This window comes from Pseudoalteromonas shioyasakiensis (assembly GCF_019134595.1).
In the GTDB taxonomy this organism is placed as follows: Bacteria; Pseudomonadota; Gammaproteobacteria; order Enterobacterales; family Alteromonadaceae; genus Pseudoalteromonas; species Pseudoalteromonas shioyasakiensis_A.
Window position 1 is genome coordinate 2964877 of sequence record NZ_CP077770.1, and the last position, 19714, is coordinate 2984590.

Sequence of the window (19714 nt, forward strand, 5' to 3'; positions counted from 1 at the left end):
GACCAGCTCCTAACGTGTTAACGTTTTTAAGATATCAGCAAATACGCCTGCAGCCGTTACTTCAGCACCTGCGCCATAACCACGAATCACAAACGGACGTGGTTGATAATATTGACTTAAGATTGCCAATGCATTTTCACCGTCACGGATATCGTATAAGGCATGGCTGCTGTCTACGGCTTCAATGCCTACTTTACATTGACCGTTTTCAATAGTGCCCACATAACGAAGTACTTTACCTTCACTTGCCGCACTTTGAATGCGGTCGTTAAACTGTGCATCAAGCGATGGTAGTTTTGCCATGAAATCTGCTACAGAATCATCTTCTGCAAACCCTTTTGGTAAAACTGATTCAACTTCGATATCGCTAAGTTCTAACTCAAGACCCGATTCACGAGCAATGATCAGTAGTTTTCGAGCAACATCAGTGCCTGATAAATCATCACGCGGATCTGGCTCTGTAAACCCACTTTCTTTTGCTTTTAACGTTGCTTCGCTAAGTGATAAACCATCTTGTAGCGCACCAAACATATACGATAGTGAACCCGATAAGATACCGCTGAACTTAATAAGCTCATCACCGGCACCAAATAGTGATTTCAGGTTATCAAGTACAGGTAAGCCTGCACCTACATTTGTTTCGTATAAAAACTTGCGGTTATTCTTTTGTGTTGCTGCAACTAAATCTTGGTAGTAAGCATACGAACTTGTATTGGCTTTTTTATTCGCCGCAACCACATGAAAACCGGCATTCAAGAAATCAACATATTGTCCAGCAAGCTTATCGGCTGAGCTACAATCTACGATCACAGGGTTAATTAAATGGTTTTGTTTAACAAATTGCTCAACCAGATTTAAATCAAATGCCTGTTCTGACTCAGCCAGTTTGTCTTGCCAGCCATCAAAAGCAATGCCTTCGCTATCTAGATAAAGCTGTCTAGAGTTAGCAACACCATATAAGTTCAGTTTAATATTACGTTTTTCAAGCCATGCTTGTTGACGTTCCAGCTGCTGAATAAGCTCTTGACCAACTAAGCCACAGCCAAGTAAAAACACATCGATTGAAGGAATGTGAGTAAAGAAGTTCTCATGGCATACTTTTACTGCGTCGTTGCATAGTTCACCGTCGATAACCGCTGAAATAGCACTCTCAGTTGAATCCTGTGCAATAGCAACAATATTAACCTGCGCTTGAGCTAATGAAGCAAAGAACTTAGCAGCTAAACCTTTGTGCGCACGCATGTTATCGCCAACTAGAGTAACAATCGCAAGGTTACGCTGCACTTGTACTGGTTCGATTAAACCAGCTTGTGATTCTAATTCGAAGGCAGTTTGTAATGCTTCTAAAGCAAGTGATAGGTCACTCTCATGCACACAGAAACTGATGCTAAATTCACACGAAGATTGAGTGATCAGCACAATTGAAACATTGTCGTGCGCCAGTGCATTAAATACTTTTGACGCCATGCCCACTTTACCTTTCATACCTGGGCCAGACACCGTTAACATAGCGAGGTTTTGTAAACTTGATAACGCTTTAACTGGATCGCTCGACACACTGTCGTTACTGATCACTGAACCTTCTGCACGTGGGTTATGCGTATTTTTGATCTCGCACGGAACCCCTGCTTTGGCACAAGGTAAAATCGTTTTCGGGTGCAATACTTTCGCACCAAAGTAAGAAAGCTCCATTGCTTCTTTATAAGATAACGAATCAACCTTAGATGCTTTTTTGATATAACGCGGGTCTGCATTGTAAACACCGTCAACATCAGTCCAGATCTGGCATACTTCGGCTTCTAGGCATGCTGCCGCAATAGCTGCTGAGTAATCGGAACCATTGCGGCCAAGTGTTGTTAGCTCGCCTTGCTCATTGGCAGCAGTGAAACCCGGCATGATATAAATAGTGCTCGGTGCCGCTTTTAATGCTGCTTGAAAACGTAACTTACTTGCGGCCAAGTCAGCTTCAGCATCAATGTAGCCACCCACTGAAGCTATGCAATCTGTCGCTTCTAAATAACGAGCATTACTTTCTTTAAGCATACACTCCATCAAGGCTACACTTACGCGCTCACCAAAACTGATTGCATAAGCACGTACTTGGTCTGGGCAGCACTTTAAAAGTGCAACACCATCTAGTTTATTCTTAAGTTCGCTCAAATCAGGCCAACTTGCTACCTGACCAAAGTCAGCTTCAACAGCAGCTTTTAGTTGTTCGCAGCGCGCAACCAATGCTTGCCATAACTCACTAAAATCTTGCCCCTGCTCTGCAGCACTTGCTAATGCTACTAATGAGTCTGTCATGCCACCCGGTGCTGACAGCACTAACAGCATTTCATCGCGTAATTCTTCTTTGACTAACTGAGCTACCTGTTGCAAACATGCGTAGTCGGCCAAAGACGACCCACCAAATTTTAATACTCGCATTATTTATGTTTCCTCATTCCATAAACGAAAAAGGCCTGTGTTCTAGTGAACACAGGCCTATAATTTTGTTGCATCGACCTATGCCACTATCCCGTAAGGATGATGGTTGTAATAATAATGGTCGTTGCGTGATTAAATGTTTTCATAGCCTGTAGACTGCCTTAAATATAGCCAGGCTGTCAACCCTTAAAGAAAAGATAAATTATGCGTTTGTGTTATATAAAAGATTAGTGAATACCAAATTTATGCAAAGTTGCTTTTAGTCGCACAAGATCTATCGGTTTATCAATGAAGTCAATGGCACCCAATTTTACTACTCTTTGTTTCATTTCAGCCTGAATATCAGCCGAAATCACTATAACAAAGCACTCTATTTTCTCTGCTTTGATCGTTTCGAGCACAGCTACGCCATCCAATTCTGGCATGGTTAAATCTAAGCACAATAGATCAAAGTTTTGCTCGCGTAATAAGGCTAGAGCTTCACGGCCGTTAGTGGCTTGTTGAACATCTGCATCCAAGCAATCCCCTAAACAGCGTACTACCTGCTTACGGGCAATATTTGAATCATCACAGACCAGTACTGAAAAATTAGGATTATTCATGAAATAAAAATCTTCGCTGTAGCATATACAACATCAAAAAAGGCTAAATTAAAGATGGAATAAATTTATAACACACTTTTTCAAGTGCAGTAAGGGCAAGTTTTTTCAAAATTTACTAACAATTTATAAATGTTCCAGTAAAAAAGGATATATTTATTTCTTTTTAACCATTTATTAGCTAACTTTAGAACTAGCTGAATGTATTACAATTGTCACCAAGGAGCTATGGATATTCCATGCTACAAAAAAGCCTGTCCAAAGAATTATTAACAAATGTACTCTCAGTCTACTTTTTACTTACTTTTGTAGTGACCTGTGGACAAGTTATTGCTGAGTACGTTAATACCAAAGATTACATCCGCGACGAGTTAACGACTTTACAAAAAACATTTAGCCGTAGTTTAACCCGCGCTATTTGGGAACTGAACGATAAACAAACCATCACCACTGCTGAGGGCTTACTGGCAATCCCTATGATCGAGGGTATTATTGTGCGTGATGATAGCGGCGAGGTACTCTCTCAATTAGGTCGTTCGTTAGATATTCACGAGCTATACAGTCAGCAGTTAGTGCAAGAAGAAGCGATTATCGAAGATACGCCATCAGGCTTATTCGGTTACACATTCCCACTCATTTTTGAATCCTCTGGTAAAACAACCCAAGTAGGTGATGTAACCCTGTTCTCAAGTCGTGAAGTGGTATTTAGCCGCATCATGATTTCTATCTACTTTTTAATTGGTAATGCGATGATCAAAACCACCTTTTTGATCATTCTTTTCTTACTTGCATTTAGAAAGCGCTTAACCGAGCCACTAGCACAATTCACAGAACAAATTGAAGATCTTGAACTAAACGACCTAGAAGGCCGTCATATCGAGATCAAAACCGTTGAGCACAACGAATTAAAAGTAATGGAAGAGTCTTTCAACCGCTTAATTGATAAGGTAGTACTTTACCGTGAAGAGCTCGAACATACGCAAAAAGAGCTTTTGATAAGTAATGAAAAGCTCGACCAACATAATTTACAGTTAGAACAAGAAGTAGCGCGCAAAACATCAAACCTAAGCCAAGCGATGATGGACTTGCAGCAACAAAAATACGAGCTAGAAAAACAAAAGCTGACACTAACTGAAGAAATCGATTTACGTAAACAAACTGAACAAGAACTCATAACCAAGCAAACTGAGTTACAACGCTATCTTGATGAACTAAATATGGCGCAAGAACGCTTAGTTGGCTCAGAAAAAATGGCTGCTTTAGGTGGCTTAGTGGCGGGTATCACCCATGATGTAAACACGCCAATTGGCATTGGTGTGACTGCGACCTCATTTTTACAAGAACGCTTGGACCAAATTGAAGCGGCATATAAAGAAAAAACCCTATCGCCAAAAGCGCTTGAAGAGTTTATTAATGACGCCAAGCAAAGTACTAGCCTACTCACTAGTAACCTAGACCGAGCTTCTGAGCTGGTTGCAAGCTTTAAGCAAATTGCAGTGGACCAAGCCAGTGAAGCGGTACGTACCATTAACTTTAAAGAGTATTTAGGTGAAGTGATCCGCTCACTTCATCCCAAACTTAAGAAAACATCGCATCATATTAATTTAGATTGCCCTGATGATTTAACACTTAACCTGCCTGCGGGTGCGATTAGTCAAATTTTCACAAACTTGATTATGAACTCACTCATTCATGGTTTCGAAGGGATTGAAAGTGGCATCATTGATATTGTGATCAAAGAAGAAGATGACGAAGTCGTTATCGACTTTAAAGACAATGGTAATGGCGTATCAAAAGAGCAGTTAGAAAAGCTATTCGACCCATTCTTTACAACCAAGCGCGACCAAGGCGGCAGTGGCTTGGGCACACATATTACTTTTAACCTCGTTAAGCAAACCCTGAGTGGCGATATTGAGGTATCAAGCGAAGTCGGTAAAGGCTTGCACTACCATATTAGTTTTCCGAAAAACATGCCAAAACCACTTTCAATGTTTAACTCATAAGCAATTAGCGCTGATGGTGAAATGATTCATTTCGGCATCAGTTTTTTATTGCTATGATTGGACAAATTTATTGAAAGGATTAGCCTAATTATGTGGTTTAGTAACCTTATCTGTTACCGTTTTAAACAAGACGTTTCATACTCTCAAGAAGACTTCGACAAAGCCCTAGAACAAGATCTTTTCCGCTCATGTACAGGCCAAGAGCTTTCAACATTTGGTTGGACAAAAGCCTTTGGTAAGCATGGTCAAACCCTGTCTCACTTCTCTCAAGACAGCATTTTAGTATGTGCTAAGCGTGAAGAAAAAGTACTGCCAGCTGCCGTTATCAACGAATTGGTTGCAGAGAAAGTTGAGCAAATCGAAGCGGAAGAAAACCGCCCAGTAAAGAAAAAAGAAAAAGACGAACTAAAAGAAAATATTCTACACACTTTACTGCCTCAAGCGTTCAAAAAATCGAGCCTACAGTTTGCGTTTATTGACCAAAAGAATGGCTGGGTTGTAGTTAATAGCGCAAGCTTTAATAAAGCAGAAGAGCTATTAGCCCTATTACGTAAATCACTTGGCACGCTTCCTGTCGTACCTGCATTTGCAAACTACGATTTAGATGTATTTTTAACAGATTGGTTAACTAATTTCAGCACCCCTGAAGGCTTTTCTATCGGTAACGATGCGGAGCTTGAAGAAGCCGATGACAGTGGCGCTCAGGTTAAATTAAAAGGCCATGACTTATCGTGCGACGAAGTAAAGTCACACTTAGAAAATGGTAAGCGCGTAACTAAGCTGGCTCTTGATTGGCAAGAACGCGTTAAGTTCATGCTACAAAACGATGGTTCGATTAAGCGTTTAAGCTATTCAGAAACATTAAAAGAAGAAAACGCCGACATTCCAAAAGAAGATATGGCGGTAAAACTTGATGCTGACTTTATCTTAGCGTCAGAAGAAATTAAACAGTTGCTAGAAGAGCTAACCCAAGGCTTAGGCGACGCAGAAGATCTATAAATTTAACCCAGATAATGGTTAATATTAAAAGCGCGACTTAGTCGCGCTTTTTGATGCCGTTAGTCAGTAAAAATCGCTTTTACTTCATTAAGCATATCGTGATATTCATCGTCACTGAACATATCAAGTGATTCAATCACGCCTTTGTCCATGTAAGTTTGTAATGCCGCAGACTTATCAGAAACCTGTAAAATTCCTTCTAATATCGCACCAATACGAATGAAATCAACATAACAAATATGTTCTGGACGATAGTTTGGATTTGCCCAGCTTTCAGCTACTTCTACAAACTCATCAGTGAAGCCCCAAGCACGCATAATTGCGCCACCTACTTTACCACCCAGCTTTTGAATAGCATGAGCAAGGAAGCTTGGATTTGCAAACACCTCTGGGTGCTTTTCAGCTTCAGTTAAAATGGGCAGTACGCCAATGTTATAAACCAATGCCGCTAAGGTAATTGTGTCGCGATTAAGCGAGGTTTGCTTATTTCTACGTAAGAAGAAATCCATCAAGGTAATTGAGTGGCACGCTACTTTAAGCGTTTTTTGCCATGCCTTGTCCATATAGCCTTTGATAAGCTCATTATGCGATACAAACAGCTGCTCCATTGCCATTGCAGTTGCAATGTTCTTAATTTGACGCAGGCCAATTCGTGTTACAGCTTGGTGTAGATTTGTAACTTTAACTGAGCGCCCCATAAATGCACTATTAGCGACTTTGATCATCCGTGCCGACAATGCTGGATCATGCGAAATGACATCTGCCATATCCATCAAGTTTACCTCGGGGTTATCCGCGGCTTGCCTTACCTTCACTGCAACTTCTGGTAAGGTAGGTAACACTAAAGTGTCATTATTTATTCTGTCGACCAATATGGTCAGTAATGCATTTTCTGTTGACATATGTGTGCCATCCTCTTGGGTTAGCCCGCCTAAACAAAGACAGACTAATGACTGACATTATTAGATTAGTTATAGTTTTAGTATTGTCTAACTTAGCGCTAAAGTTAAGAAATTCACAGAAATTATCTATTTTTTATATTTTTTAACTCCCTAACTCATAAATAAATATTGCTTCTAGCGCTGTAAACTTGCCATATATATGTCAGGTTTGCTTTAATGCATAGACTTTTTGTTTTCTAAGCAATGACTCTCACTTTTTTAACGGGCAAAAAAATGACATTAAATAAAATTAGCCAAGCACTTATCTTATCAGGTGCTGTTTTCCTTGGTGCATGTTCTGACGAGCAAGCCACCACTTCTCAAACTAAGCCTGCCGCAGAGCAAACAAAGCAAACTACTGAACAAAACAACCCACAACTTATCAATGCTGAGAAAAGCCGCTTAGACATTTACACTGACTTTACGCTTACTTCTGATCTTAGCCACTTAAGCGATAACCAGAAGCAAATGATTGGCAAGTTAATCGATGCCTCAAAAATCATGGATGAGCTATTTTGGCGCCAAGCATTTGGTGAGAGCAAAGACGCTTTCTTAGCAAAAATTAATGATGAAAAAGTTCAGAAGTTTGCAGATATCAACTACGGCCCTTGGGATCGCTTAAACGGTGACCAGGTTTTCTTATCGGGTTATGAAGAAAAGCCACTAGGCGCTGAGTTTTACCCAAGCGATATCACTAAAGAAGAATTAAACAACGCAATCGTTGATGACAAAACCGGTCTTTACTCGGTGATCAAGCGCGATGAAAAAGGTCTTCTTTATAGCGTGGCTTACTCAGTTGAGTATGCACAAGAACTAGAAAAAGCAGCTAATTTATTACGCGAAGCAAGTAAACTGGCTGATGATAAAGAATTCGCTAACTACCTAAGCATGCGCGCAGACGCACTAGTAAGTGATGACTTCCAACCATCTGATTTTGCGTGGATGGATATGAAAAATAACCCAATTGACGTGGTTATTGGCCCTATCGAAACCTATGAAGATCAATTATTTGGTTACCGTGCAGCGTATGAATCTTATGTATTAATTAAAGATTTAGCATGGAGCGAGCGTTTAGCTAAATTTGCCGCTTTCTTACCTGAGCTACAAAAAGGTTTACCTGTAGACGAAAAGTACAAGCAAGAAGTCCCTGGCTCTGATGCTGACCTAAATGCTTACGATGTTGTTTATTACGCAGGCCACTCAAATGCAGGTAGTAAAACAATTGCTATTAACCTACCAAATGATGAGCAAGTACAGTTAGAAAAAGGCACACGTCGATTACAGCTTAAAAACGCAATGCGCGCTAAATTCGATAAAATCTTAGTGCCAATTTCAGAGCAGTTAATTGTTCCTGAGCAACGTAAACACATTACCTTTGATGCTTTCTTCGCAAACACCATGTTCCACGAGGTAGCGCACGGTTTAGGTATTAAAAACACCATTACTGATAAAGGAACTGTTCGCCAATCACTACAAGAACATGCAAGTGCTCTTGAAGAAGGTAAAGCGGATATCTTAGGTCTTTACATGGTTGAGCAATTGCTTAAGAAAGGCGAGATCACAGAGGGCACATTAGAAGATTACTACATCACCTTTATGGCTGGTATCTTCCGCTCAGTGCGTTTTGGTGCATCAAGCGCACACGGTAAAGCGAACATGATCCGCTTTAACTTCTTCGCTGAAGAAGGTGCATTCTCTAAAAATGCTGACGGCTTATACAGCGTTAACATGGAGAAAATGAGCCAGGCAATGGAGAAACTATCTAACCTTATCCTTACTATTCAAGGTGACGGTGATTACCAAAAAGTTGATCAGCTAATCGCAACTCATGGCGACATCAAAGCTGAACTAGCTAAAGACTTAGAAAAGCTAAGCCAAGCTAACATCCCTGTTGATGTTACTTTCAAACAAGGTAAAGAAGTATTAGGTCTTTAAGCCTTATTCTTCTCTAACAAAAAACGCTGCAATTGCAGCGTTTTTTATTACCTGAAATCGAGTAAAGCACGACTAGTTTGCCACGAAGTTCAAACCATATTTGGAGTTTAGTTCTACAATATCCCCGTTGATCAGCATTTTTTGAAACTCTGCATTAAAAGCATCAATAAATTCATCGAGTTCGCGTTGTTTACTAAAGCCATAGTAGCCCTGATTAACCGTCACCGGCGGCGATAACATAATCACTTTATCTGCTATATCTAAACTGTCGATCACAGGCTTTGCAGCCCGAGGGTGGGTAAGAATTAAGTCAACTCGGTTATGCATCAATTGTAAAAAACTAGCCCGCACATTACCCACTTCAGATAGCGATAAATTTGCCTCGTTACGCTTAAATTCAGGACCATAGTTCCAACCTCGAATGGTACCAATAATATCTTTACGAAGGCTGGCAAAATTACCAACCCAAGTCACATCATTGTTCTTTTTGGTATATAAAACAATCGGGTCTTCGTAAAAGGGCAAGTCACTAAATTGCATATACTGCTGACGCATGAGAGATTTGTAAGGGCCGATAATGGCATCAGCCTGACCTTGCTCGACCATTTTTAGAGCACGTTTTAGTGGCATAATATCTATAACCAACTCATGCCCTAAACGCCTGCAAATTTCGTGGGCAATATCGGCACCTAAGCCAACCACTGTGCCTTGTTGGTCTTGTTCTAAAATCGCAGGAAAGTGGCTACCAACAAAATAGTAACTTTTAGCCACACATGAAAAAGAGCTCAGAATAAGCAACACGGCAAACACTGTGTGTTTCATTTATTCTGTACCCCTTCGTGCATCATCCATTTAGCTTAGTCCAATCTTGCCAGAACAAACAGTTTAAAAGTGCCCTTTTAATGCCGCAATTTGTTCGTCGCTATAAGGCACTGCAGGTAATTTACCCCAGATTGGTGTTGGCCAAGCTGCATCAGTTGTGAAACGCGCAATATGATGAACATGTAATTGCGATACCATATTCCCTAGTGCTGCTACATTGAGTTTGTCTGGGTTGAATACCTGTTGTAATAATTTACTCAGTTTGCCCGACTCTTGTAATAAGGTAATTTGTAGCTCTTCAGAAAGGTCGATTATCTCTTTAACGCCAGCGACTCTTGGCACTAAAATAAACCAAGGGTATTGGCTATCATTCATCAGTAATACTTTACACAGTGGCCAATCAGCAAGCTCAATGCAGTCGCGTTGTAGTTCTGGGGCCAAAGAAAACGGCGTATCAGTATTTTTCATCAATAAATCCTTTGATATTGGGTAAACAAACCCTACTTTATAGCATTTTGTTGCAGTTGCCTAAGCTTACCATTAACATCGTGGCAGTTTTTATTCGAGCGAAGGTACTCCTGTGCTAAAAAAAATTAAATCTCTCTCACTTGCTTTGCCAGTGGTGGCAACAGCATTCAGTGTGACCGCTGAACCGCTTACTCTTGAGCGTATTTTTGACGATCCAAGCTTAGCAGGCAAAGCGCCTGTACAACTTAAATTCTCTCCAGATGGCAGTCGTGTTACTTACCTGCAAGGTAAAACCGATGATTACAACCGTTACGACTTATGGGAATACAACTTAAAAGATAACAAAAACCGCTTATTAGTTGACTCTGCTGCGCTATTTTCTGGTCCAGAAAACTTATCTGACGAAGAAAAAGCACGCCGTGAACGCCAGCGTATTTTTGGTAAAGGGATCTTAGAATATAAATGGTCAAAAGACGGCAAAGCGCTTTTATTCCCGCTTAATGGCGACCTTTATTATTATGAGCTTGCTTCAGCTAAAAGCCGCAAATTAACCGACACAGAAGCATTTGAAACCGATGCACGTTTCTCACCTAAAGGGCACTTTGTGTCGTTTATTCGTGAGCAAAACCTGTATGCACTTAACTTAAAAACGGGTCAAGAAATCCAATTAAGTAAAGATGGCGGCGGCGTTATTAAAAACGGTATGGCCGAATTTGTTGCGCAAGAAGAAATGGGCCGTATGACTGGCTACTGGTGGTCTGGTGATGAGTCTAAAATCGCTTATACCCGTGTTGATGAAAGCCCAGTAAAAGAAGCGATCCGTAATGAAATTTACGCCGATGAAGTAAAGCTATTTAATCAACGCTACCCGTTTACAGGTACCGACAACGTTAAAATTCAGTTAGGTGTTGTAAGCATCAACAATCAAAAAACTGACTGGGTTGATTTAGGCGACGATCAAGACATCTATATCGCTCGCGCAAAATGGTTAAAAGATAACAAAACACTTTCTTATCAGTGGCAAGACCGCTCGCAACATAACTTAGAGTTACGTTTTTATAATAGCGACACTAAAAAACAAACGGTTGCCCTAACAGAAACCAGTAATACTTGGATTAACCTGCACTTTGATTTGCAGTTCTTGAACGATAAGAAACATTTCGTTTGGGCATCTGAGCGCGACGGTTTTAAACACCTTTATTTATACCGCACAAACGGTGAAATGATCCGTCAAATCACCCAAGGTGAATGGGTTGTTGATAGCTTAAAAGGTATCGATGAGAAAAAAGGCATCGTTTATTTTGCAGGTCGCAAAGATACAGCACTTGAGAGCCACCTTTACAGCGTACCGCTATTCAAAAAAGGTGAAATTAAGCGTGTAACTGAGCTAGGTGCTTACCATAATGTGGTGATTGCTAAAGATAACAAAACCTTTATCGATAACAGCTCATCAGTGAATAAGCCTGGCTCTGCAGCATTACGTAAAATTAATGGCGAATTTATCACTTGGCTTGAAGAAAACAAGTTAGATAAGTCACACCCATTAACGCCTTACCAAGCTGATTTGATCACGCCTGAATACGGCACACTAACGGCTGAAGACGGACAAATCATGCATTACCGTTTATTCAAGCCAACTAATTACCAAGATGGTAAAAAGCACCCTGTTATTGTTAACGTGTATGGCGGCCCTCATGCTCAGCGCGTAACGAACAGCTGGCGTAGTAAAAACTTATACTTCCAGTACATGGCACAACAAGGCTATGTTATTTTCCAACTTGATAACCGTGGTTCATACAACCGTGGTAAAAAGTTTGAAGACGTGATTTATAAGCACTTAGGTGTTGCTGAAGTGGCAGACCAAATTAAAGGTGTCGAGTTCTTACGTACCCTTGATTACGTTGACCCTGAGCGTATCGGTATTTATGGCCACAGCTACGGTGGTTACATGGCGCTTATGACGATGTTTAAAGCGGGCGACTACTTCAAAGCCGGTGTTTCTGGTGCGCCAGTAACTGATTGGGCACTTTACGACACTCACTACACTGAGCGTTATGTAGGTCACCCTGCAACTAACGCGAAAGGTTACGAAGCAAGTGCAGTTTTCCCATATGCCGAAGGCTTAAAAGGCCCACTGATGATTTACCACGGTATGGCAGATGATAACGTGTTATTCACTCACGCCACTAAGTTATTCAAACAACTGCAAGATCAAGAAAAGCAGTTCGAAATGATGACTTACCCGGGTTCAAAACACAGTTTACGTGGCAAGAGCGTACAAACGCACCTACACCAAACCATCACAAGTTTCTTCAACCGACACTTTAACGTTGAGTAATCACGTTTAATTTCGGTGACTTAGACTAAAGGCTGATTGTTAAATCAGCCTTTTTTTTGTCTCAATGTATTCTACTATTTAACTAGATTTTCGACCTATTTTAGCTACGCTTAATACATTGCTCCTATGGGCATGACGAAGGAATACACATGAATTTACGCCGTTTTACAATTTTTCAGCGCCTCGCCATGTTAGTGAGTGTGGTCGTGATAGGGCTGATATTTTTAAGCGTCTCGAGTTTAACGCAGCAATACAGCTCGCTAAAGCAAGAGCAATACATTAAGACCCAAAACCTTGTTGAGTCTGCTTACTCTATTATTGAGCATAACTATGCGTTGTTTGAGCAAGGTAAGCTGAGTGAGCAACAAGCCAAACAAGCAGCCCTCGAAACAATTTCAGCACTTCGTTACGACAACAGTAATTACTTTTGGATCAACGATTATCAACCCGTGATGGTCATGCACCCATTTAAGCCCGAATTAAATGGTAAATCGCTAGCGGGCAGTAAAGATCCAGATGGCGTGTTGTTATTTGTCGATATGGTTAATATCGTCAAAAAACAAGGTGAAGGTTTTATTCCCTACAAGTGGCCAAAGCCAGGTAAAGATAAGCCGGTTGATAAAATTGCCTACGTAAAAGGCTTTGATAAATGGCAATGGATTGTAGGCTCTGGTGTCTATATTGATACCATCGAAGGAGCATTCTCTTCGCTACGTAACCATGTGATTATTACCGCGGTAGTGATCATTGCCCTACTGGTTGCGCTAAGCTACCTAATTGCCAATAGTATTCTTCGCCCGACCCAACTTGCCGCAAACATGATGAAAGACATCTCACAAGGCGAAGGCGATTTGACCCAAAAGCTTGATGAAAATGGCAATGACGAAGTGTCTCGTTTGTCGCGCTACTTTAACTTGTACACCGCAAAAATGCGTGAGTCACTTAAGCATGTTGCCCACAATGCAGAGCAAGTAAATCAGTTTGCTCATAGCGTTGATGATGCCAGTAAAACAAATCACTCTTTTATTGAGCTACAAAACGACAGCTCAACACAAGTAGCAACCGCGATGGAACAAATGACCCATCAAATTCATGATGTCAGTCAAAATGCCGACCAAGCAGAGCACGCTGCCAATGAAGCGGCGCAAAATGCTGAAGCGGGCAAGCAGGTTCTTAACAAGACCATTACCGCCATTGAAACCCTGTCGCATAATATTGAACAAGTGAGTAAGGTAACGGCCGACCTTGCTGCAGAGAGTAACAACATTGGCTCAGTATTGGATGTTATCCGTAGCATTGCTGAGCAAACCAACTTACTGGCACTCAATGCTGCCATTGAAGCGGCTCGAGCTGGTGAGCAAGGTAGAGGCTTTGCCGTGGTGGCTGACGAAGTGCGTACATTAGCAAGTCGCACAGGTAAAAGTACCGACGAAATTCAAGCCATGATCAGTAAACTACAAACCGGCGCACAAGCTGCTGTTGATGCAGTTTCGGCAAGCCAACAGCTATCAACCGAAACGGTTTCACAAGCGGGTGAAGCAAATAGTTCGCTTAGTGAGATTGAGCGACTTGTTTCTATTATCAAAGATATGAACAGCCAAATCGCCCGCGCTACCGAGCAACAAACTAGCGCCGCAGATGAGGTTAATTTACGAATTAATGAGCTTTCACAATCAACTGAGCAATCACTGTCGAATACCGAAGGGCTATCGAACGCCAGTGAAAACTTAAAGCAAAGCTCACAAGCGTTAAGTGATGTCGTTAACCGCTTCAAGCTCGACTAACACCACAAAAAAAGCCCCGCACTGCTGTGCGGGGCTTTTCATACTTAAAACTTAAAATTTATAGCTTTTAGCTTATAAACAATAACGAGCGAATAAGCTACTTACTGTTGCTGCGGTAGGCTTACCATGTTGCCAATCACCGCCTTCTACGCCGCTACCTGCGATGTCCATATGAACATACGGTAATGGCTTGGCAGATTCAGTACCATGTTTGTCTAAACCACCAACAATCGCTAAGAATGCCATTGGGAACTGGTGACCACGTGCAGTTACTGCAGAAGCGGCATTGTTACTTGATAATACATCATCAGCTAACGTGCGAGGACGAATGAAGTCATAATCTTCACGGCGGCTACGAGATACTTCGGCGCCATCTGCCCATAAATCGCCTAAGTCAGCAATTTGGCGCGAAATTTTCGCTGCACGAGCTGGACCATTTTCAACATACGCACTGTAAGGGCCCATCGCACGTGCTGCGTGGCCTGTTAGTGTTGCAACAGTGAATAACTCTGGATTTACTTCGTTTAAAGCGCGATCTTTCATTTCGCTTAGTAAGTCACCCATTGCTAAACGGCCTTCAGCATCTGTGTTACCGATACGAACACGAACGCCTTCACGGCTGGTAATGATTTCATCAGGAACAAAACAATCAGAACCAATTGAGTTACGAACTACGGCTAAATAAGCAATCACTTTTACGCCTTTTGGTGCAAAGTCAGCCACTGATTTCATAAAGCCAGCAACCGAAGCTGCACCGCCTTTATCACGGCTCATACCAGCCATAAAGCCACCCACTTTAAGGTCAGCACCACCGGTATCGTAAACTAAACCTTTACCAACAAACATTAGGGTGCGCTCAACGTCGCCTTCAGGAACATACTCTAGTTTTACAACACGCGGATGATGACGCTCAACAGCGTAGGATGCGCGCGCTACTGTGCTCATCATTGGGTAATCTTTATCGATAGTGTTGATATCTGCAATCACTTCAACAGACACCTTGCTACCAGCAAATAACTCAACGCAGTAATCTGCAAAACGCGGTGGTGCCATACGCTCAGGTTCTGTACCACATAAATCACGTGCAGCGTATTGACCCGCAGCAATGGCATTAAGTGCTTTGCTCATTGCCTCATCTGCACCCACTAGGCTAATTTGGCTAATTGGTTCAATTGCTTGGCCGTGGAACTCACGAGCTTCAAGTGGTTGCCATAGCGCTTGGCAAGCACCTAAATAAGCCACTTCAAGGGCATGCTTGTAACGGCTGTCTTGATTTACATTAGCAAGTAAAATTGCAGGCTGAGTGCTACCCGATGCTTTCGCCTCTAGTACACCTTGCTTTGCTGCATCAAAGTAACGACGTACATCATCATAATCACGGTTTAGAGGGCCTGTAGGCGCTAAAACAACGCGTTTAGAGTCAATTACAAGTAATGTCACTTGTTTGCCAATACGTGCGTCTACAGCTTGTTGAGCGCTAATAGCTTGGCTTAAGCTTGCGTCTGCTAAAGAAGAAAAATCATCACCGATAATAATCAATGCATCGTGATTTGAATCCGCTAATTGCGGGGCTGCAACTGCATGAGGGTATGCCATAAAAAAAGGTCCTGCTGTTAGAAACATAGGACCTTATTATCATTGATTTAGGGCGCTATTGCCAGCCAAGTAAGACAGCTTACGATATGGCTGGCAAGCTAAGTTTACTGCTCTGTAATGTGTGCTGAGTCTTTACGATGCTTAACAATCACAGACCAAGCTTCAAGCATAACCAGAACACTCACCACCAGTACTAACAAATCAAGTGTCACCAGTAACCAGTTGCCTTGTTGGTAGTACTCGCCAAGTTTAATAACCCCAGCAAAGAACGCCATAACTAGTACAAAACTCATTGGTATCAAAGTGTATTTAGCCGGGCGATTCGCTTTAATAAGCATTACCGAGATAACCAGTAGGGTTAAGCTTGCTAAGATTTGGTTAGTCGAACCGAATAATGGCCAAATAATCATACCGCCGCTACCATCAGCGCCACCAGCACCAAAGGCAAGCAGTAAACAGCTAAGTACTGCAATGAGTGTAGCTACAATACCATTACGAATGATGCTGATATTATAAATATCACCCCATTCTTGGATGATATAACGCTGCAGGCGCACGCCAGAGTCCATCGTAGTACCCGCAAACAAGACCACCATTACGGCAAGTAAGGTTGATGCCACCTCTTGCGAGATACCCCAACCACTTTCAATTAAGTTAGCGCCACCATTAATAAAGGCGCTCACACTACCGGCACCTAAGTGACTGTAAATTTCGTGCCACTCTTCAGGCGATACCGCAAGTGCAACACCACTTACTGCAACTAGCGTAATAAGCGCAAGCATACCTTCGCCTACTGCACCTAAGTAACCTACAAAGCGGCCATCGGTTTCTTTGTTCAACTGCTTAGAGCTGGTACCTGAAGACACAATACCGTGGAAACCCGATACCGCACCACAAGCTATGGTCACAAATAGCAATGGAATAATACTTGGTGTATCTACCGCCGTTTGAGTATTAAACGCAGGCGCTGTGATATCCGGCATTGACACAAACACCGCACCATAAAGTAACACTAAACCAACCAATAACTGCATACCGTTGATGAAGTCGCGAGGCTGTAAAAGCATCCATACTGGCAATAATGAAGCAATGGCTGCATAGATAAATAAGATAATGATCCAGTTTGCATTAGCACTTAAGCCAAACATTTCATCAGGTAATGAAATCGGCATGCCACTACCAAGGTAAATGGTGTAATAAAGGATCCCCACACCAATTAAACAAAGCGGAATTAACGACACTTTACGGCGTAGTAACTGGCCAATAACTAAGGCCACGACAATCGCAGACCAAGCAGGGAATACAGCGTTAGGTTGAGATACAAATGATTTGGCAATCACCACACCAAATACTGCATTCACCATCAGCAGCACTAAGAACACAACAATCATAAATAACGCACGGGTGCGTTTACCAATTACGCTTTCAGATAAAGCGCCCATTGATTTACCCTTGTTACGCGCACTGGCCCAAAGAGCCCCCATGTCGTGAACACCAGCAAAAAAGATAGTACCAAATACTACCCAAAGTACCGCAGGCACCCAGCCCCAATATACGGCAATCGCAGGGCCAACAATTGGCGCAGCACCTGCAACAGAGGTGAAATGGTGGCCCCATAACACAACTTTGTTAGTTGGCACATAGTCCACACCATCCTCAAGTTCATGAGCAGGTGTGACAAAATTATCATCCATTTTAAATATTTTTTCGGCGATGAATTTCGAATAAAAGAACCATCCGAACAACATACCGACTATTCCGAGCAGCACGATTACGACCGATTGCATAGTCATCTCTCTTATTAAGTTATAATGTTGTCTAAGGTGTTGAACTAGGCAGGCCTAGCACCCCAACTAGACACTAACAAACTTTCAAGCACCAAGGTGTTAACCTTTAGTCTAATATACTTAGCTGAAAATGCTCGTGAGCCTGACTCTTTATTCCGACACCTATCCCTAACAGGCGTACTGGCTGGTTGTTACCTCGCTCATAGGCTTTGCTCATTAACTCAGCAAAAATGCGTTCGTCTAATTGGTGATGGCTTTGATCGGCACTGGTAACAACAAAATTGGCAAACTTTACTTTTACCGATAATTTATTGATGCGGTTACTTAATTGCTGTTTATCAAGACGACGTGTTAATTCATCCATCAAGCGGGGTAACTGGCTTAAACACTCGTCTAAATTATTTTTGTTGTATTCATAGGTGTGCTCAACACTGAGTGACTTTCGTACTCGCTCAGTTGACACTTTGCCAACGTATTCCCCTGCACACTTTTGGTATAAGGACACGCCAAAATTACCGATGTGCTGCTGCATCCAATTAACCCCTTTCGCGCGCACATCAGCCCCAGTGTAAAGCCCTTTAAGTTGCAGCTTTTCTAATGTCACCTTGCCAACGCCAGGGATTTTACCAAGCGGTAAACTCGCTAAAAAGTCATCAACCTCATCAGGCAATACCACAAACTGACCATTAGGCTTATTTTCATCGCTAGCTATTTTGGCAATAAACTTAATTGGCGCAACGCCCGCTGATGCTGTTAGTCCTGTGGTGTCGTAGATTTCTTGGCGGATTTGCTGTGCCATCAGTGTTGCACTGCCTTTGCATGCGGTACTGTCGGTTACATCAAGGTAGGCTTCATCTAACGATAATGGCTCAATAAGGTCGGTGTACTTTGCAAAAATGGCGCGAATTTGCGTGGAGATCTCTTTGTAAACCTGCATTCGTCCCGGCACGATAACCAGATCGGGGCACAGTTGTTTAGCGTGATAGTTCGACATCGCCGAGCGCACTCCATATTTACGGGCAATATAATTAGCAGTTGAAAGCACCCCGCGACGACTATTACCACCTATAGCCAGTGGCACATTGGCAAGCTCAGGGTTATCACGCATCTCAACGGCTGCATAAAAGCAGTCCATATCGATGTGAATGAATTTTTTCATCAGGAACACAACAACTGTTTATATATACAGCTATTATATTTAAACTTCCTGAGAGTGCAAGCTAAGAGGTTTGGCTTGTTTGTTGGTTTGGTTTTTTACGGCTAATAAGCCGTGAACCAAATAACCAAAACGCGGCTTCTAATAACAAGCCCACGACAATTAAAGCGATAAATCCTGACATTGTGCCCATGCTATAACAGAGCAAAGCTAGAGCGAGTAAGATGAAAAGTACAATCCACTTTATCACCCTCAAGGTTAGTTGCTGCATAATTAAGGTCCTTTAATGTGTGTTCATTTTGCTCACACTTTACGTAAGCGTGAACTTATAAATCTAGCACAATCTACTGAGTTTTCTAATTTCCTTGAGCTAAAAGCAGCATATTGCTAACCTAAGTTTTCTCACAATCAATGAAGATTTACTATGCAATCGTTTATAGAACAACACCCTATCAGAACAAAAATTAATGTTGCATGGGGTGAAATGGATGCCCTACAGCACGTCAATAATGTGGTTTATTTTCGCTACTTTGAAACAGCCCGTATCGATTTTTTTACTCAACTAGGGTTTCTTAAAGATTTACAAGCAACAGGTGTGGGTCCGGTGATCAGCGAAAATAATGCTCGCTATAAACGCCCGGTGACATTTCCTGATACTGTGCATGTTGGTGTTAAGATTAGTGACATTGAACAAGATCGTTTTATGATGCATTACACTGTATTTAGTGAAAGCCAAGACGCAGTCACAACCATTGGCTCATCACAAGTGGTTATGTTTAATTTTAAAACAGGTAAAAAAGCGCAGTTAAATGATGAGTTATTAACTGCACTTAAAGCCCATTCTAGCGATTAACAAGGA

At 41.9% G+C, this 19714-nt stretch carries 15 protein-coding genes; 6 read left to right on the forward strand and 9 right to left on the reverse strand.

Annotated features, from left to right (window positions below; genetic code table 11):
- Positions 1–9: 9 nt before the first annotated feature.
- Positions 10–2427, reverse strand: a complete 2418-nt coding sequence (gene thrA, locus KQP93_RS13810) for a bifunctional aspartate kinase/homoserine dehydrogenase I (RefSeq protein ID WP_217874852.1) — start codon at positions 2425–2427, stop codon at positions 10–12.
- A gap of 227 nt (positions 2428–2654) precedes the next feature.
- Positions 2655–3029, reverse strand: a complete 375-nt coding sequence (locus KQP93_RS13815) for a response regulator (protein ID WP_054562669.1) — start codon at positions 3027–3029, stop codon at positions 2655–2657.
- A gap of 236 nt (positions 3030–3265) precedes the next feature.
- Between KQP93_RS13815 and KQP93_RS13820 the strand changes: the two genes are divergently transcribed.
- Complete coding sequence (locus KQP93_RS13820; RefSeq protein ID WP_217874854.1) at positions 3266–5029, forward strand: sensor histidine kinase; 1764 nt, start codon at positions 3266–3268, stop codon at positions 5027–5029.
- Positions 5030–5119: 90 nt separating this feature from the next.
- Positions 5120–6028: a recombination-associated protein RdgC gene (gene rdgC, locus KQP93_RS13825; RefSeq protein ID WP_054552583.1), complete on the forward strand. Its 909-nt coding sequence runs from the start codon at positions 5120–5122 to the stop codon at positions 6026–6028.
- Positions 6029–6087: 59 nt separating this feature from the next.
- Here the strand turns inward: rdgC and KQP93_RS13830 are convergent, their stop codons facing one another.
- Positions 6088–6930, reverse strand: a complete 843-nt coding sequence (locus KQP93_RS13830; protein WP_217874855.1) for an HDOD domain-containing protein — start codon at positions 6928–6930, stop codon at positions 6088–6090.
- Between the two features lie 273 nt (positions 6931–7203).
- Between KQP93_RS13830 and KQP93_RS13835 the strand changes: the two genes are divergently transcribed.
- Positions 7204–8904, forward strand: coding sequence for a dipeptidyl-peptidase 3 family protein (locus KQP93_RS13835; protein ID WP_217874857.1), 1701 nt, complete (start codon positions 7204–7206; stop codon positions 8902–8904).
- 72 nt (positions 8905–8976) lie between these two features.
- On the opposite strand, the gene KQP93_RS13840 is transcribed toward KQP93_RS13835, so the two are convergent.
- Together KQP93_RS13840 and KQP93_RS13845 are read right to left on the reverse strand one after the other, a co-directional pair.
- Complete coding sequence (locus KQP93_RS13840) at positions 8977–9726, reverse strand: substrate-binding periplasmic protein (protein ID WP_217874858.1); 750 nt, start codon at positions 9724–9726, stop codon at positions 8977–8979.
- Positions 9727–9789: 63 nt separating this feature from the next.
- A complete protein-coding gene (locus tag KQP93_RS13845) occupies positions 9790–10194 on the reverse strand; it encodes an HIT domain-containing protein (protein ID WP_217874859.1) in 405 nt (134 codons plus the stop codon).
- Between the two features lie 112 nt (positions 10195–10306).
- On the opposite strand from KQP93_RS13845, the gene KQP93_RS13850 reads away from it, so the two are divergent.
- Both KQP93_RS13850 and KQP93_RS13855 read left to right on the forward strand, forming a co-directional pair.
- The gene (locus tag KQP93_RS13850) at positions 10307–12532 is read left to right on the forward strand and encodes a S9 family peptidase (protein ID WP_217874860.1); all 2226 of its coding nucleotides are present in this window, start codon (positions 10307–10309) and stop codon (positions 12530–12532) included.
- A gap of 149 nt (positions 12533–12681) precedes the next feature.
- A complete protein-coding gene (locus KQP93_RS13855; protein ID WP_217874862.1) occupies positions 12682–14316 on the forward strand; it encodes a methyl-accepting chemotaxis protein in 1635 nt (544 codons plus the stop codon).
- 72 nt (positions 14317–14388) lie between these two features.
- Here KQP93_RS13855 and KQP93_RS13860 read toward each other — a convergent pair whose 3' ends face one another.
- From KQP93_RS13860 to KQP93_RS13875, 4 genes are all read right to left on the reverse strand, one after another.
- Positions 14389–15912, reverse strand: a complete 1524-nt coding sequence (locus KQP93_RS13860) for a M17 family metallopeptidase (RefSeq protein ID WP_217874863.1) — start codon at positions 15910–15912, stop codon at positions 14389–14391.
- A gap of 104 nt (positions 15913–16016) precedes the next feature.
- Complete coding sequence (locus tag KQP93_RS13865; RefSeq protein WP_063529047.1) at positions 16017–17699, reverse strand: carbon starvation CstA family protein; 1683 nt, start codon at positions 17697–17699, stop codon at positions 16017–16019.
- A 106-nt stretch (positions 17700–17805) separates the two neighbouring features.
- Positions 17806–18858 carry a DNA polymerase IV gene (gene dinB / locus KQP93_RS13870; RefSeq protein WP_217874865.1) on the reverse strand — a complete coding sequence of 351 codons (1053 nt, stop codon included), beginning with the start codon at positions 18856–18858 and terminating at the stop codon, positions 17806–17808.
- Between the two features lie 61 nt (positions 18859–18919).
- Complete coding sequence (locus KQP93_RS13875; protein ID WP_217874866.1) at positions 18920–19126, reverse strand: hypothetical protein; 207 nt, start codon at positions 19124–19126, stop codon at positions 18920–18922.
- A 153-nt stretch (positions 19127–19279) separates the two neighbouring features.
- Between KQP93_RS13875 and KQP93_RS13880 the strand changes: the two genes are divergently transcribed.
- Complete coding sequence (locus KQP93_RS13880; RefSeq protein WP_217874867.1) at positions 19280–19708, forward strand: acyl-CoA thioesterase; 429 nt, start codon at positions 19280–19282, stop codon at positions 19706–19708.
- Positions 19709–19714: the final 6 nt, after the last annotated feature.